At 24.0% G+C, this 379-nt stretch carries 1 pseudogene; it reads right to left on the reverse strand.

Features of this window, described 5'->3' with window-relative positions:
• Positions 1-180, reverse strand: a pseudogene (locus tag ETC00_RS20370) (hypothetical protein); the annotation flags it as partial.
• Between the last annotated feature and the right edge of the window lie 199 nt (positions 181-379).

Genomic DNA, 379 nt, shown 5'->3' on the forward strand with positions numbered 1-379 from the left:
TATAATATCTCCTCTTTTATTAACAAATTCAGAAAAAAATCCTTTAATTTTGTCATTTACACTTTTGTAATCACAAATCTCATAAGAAACATGTTTAAAGAAATATTTAGCTACTACTATACAACTTACACCATCTAAATCATTATGAGTAAACATTTTAACATCTAAAGGTACTAACACGAATTTACCCCCTCTAATTTTTTTTATTCACATGTTTATAACTTGTTAATTTTCTATATACCATAAGTCCAAAAAAATGACTTATGGTATATAGAAACAAAAAAATTAAATAATAATATCATTGACGTTAATTTGACTTAATTTCGTAGTGGTGTCGTGGAATTTTTTCATGGATAAGTTTAATAAAGTAGATGATACA

It is taken from the genome of Brevibacillus sp. MCWH (assembly GCF_013096935.1).
In the GTDB taxonomy this organism is placed as follows: Bacteria; Bacillota; Bacilli; order Brevibacillales; family Brevibacillaceae; genus Brevibacillus; species Brevibacillus aydinogluensis.